This is a genomic window from Pseudonocardia xishanensis (assembly GCF_039541715.1).
GTDB lineage: Bacteria > Actinomycetota > Actinomycetes > Mycobacteriales > Pseudonocardiaceae > Pseudonocardia > Pseudonocardia xishanensis.
In genome coordinates this window covers 1-1,022 of the sequence record NZ_BAABGT010000135.1, presented here as the reverse complement: position 1 = coordinate 1,022, position 1,022 = coordinate 1, and the positions used below count along the sequence as shown (strand labels likewise).

1 protein-coding gene is annotated in these 1,022 nt (G+C 69.6%); it reads left to right on the top strand.

The features are described 5' to 3' along the window. On the top strand, positions 1 to 870 hold an 870-nt coding region (locus tag ABD993_RS36485), incomplete at its 5' end, for an IS4 family transposase (protein WP_345428970.1). Between the last annotated feature and the right edge of the window lie 152 nt (positions 871 to 1,022).

Below are 1,022 nucleotides of genomic sequence, written 5' to 3'. Positions count from 1 at the left end.
GCGAGGGTGGCTCGCCCGGTCGCGGTCGCCGACACTGCGGGGGCATGGCTGGCTGGGCTGCGGTTGGTGGCGGTGGACGGGACCTGCCTGGACGTGGCCGACACCCCCGCCAACGCCGAGCACTTCGGGCGCCCCGGGGTGAACAAGGGCGAGAAGGCGGCGTTTCCCCAGGCTCGGGTCCTGGCGTTGGCCGAGTGCGGCACCCACGCGATCTTCGCCGCCCGGGTCGGGACCTACCACGAGTCCGAGGGCCGCCTCGCCGAACGGCTCCTCGACGCGTTCACCCCGGACATGGTCGTGCTCGCCGATCGCGGCTTCTTCTCCTACACGCTGTGGCGCAAGGCCACTGCGACCGGTGCGGACCTGATCTGGCGCATCCGCACCGACGTCTCCGGACCGAAGCCGACCCATGTCGCGGATCTGCCCGACGGGTCCTGGCTGGCGCACCTACAAGCGCTGACACCGGCTGCGGCGCGGCGCGAGCCCCCGATGCTCGTCCGCGTCGTGGACTACAGCATCGACGACGGCCGCGACAACTCGACGACCTACCGGTTGTTCACCACGATCACCGATCCCGAGCAGGTGGGGGCGGCGGAGTTGGCCGCCGCCTACATCCAACGCTGGGAGATCGAGAACACCTTCGACGAGCTCAAGACCCACCAACGCGGACCCCGCATCGTGCTCCGCTCGAAGTCCCCCGACCTGGTCCTCCAAGAGATCTGGGGGCACCTGTGCTGCCACTATGCCATCCGCAGCCTGATGCACGACGCCGCCCGCCACGGCGGCCACGACCCCGACCGAGTCAGCTTCACCGCAGCCCTGCGCATAGTCCGCCGCACCGTCGCCCACACGGGCGCATTTCCCCCCTGACCAACACGGACACCCCGACCAACGCCTCTGGACGGCGTTCATGCACCGCCTGCTCGCCCGTCTCAACCCCCGCCGCCGTCATCGGTCTGCACCACGAGTGATCAAGCGCAAGATGCCCAAATGGCACGTCAAACGCGCCAGACACGCCTCAT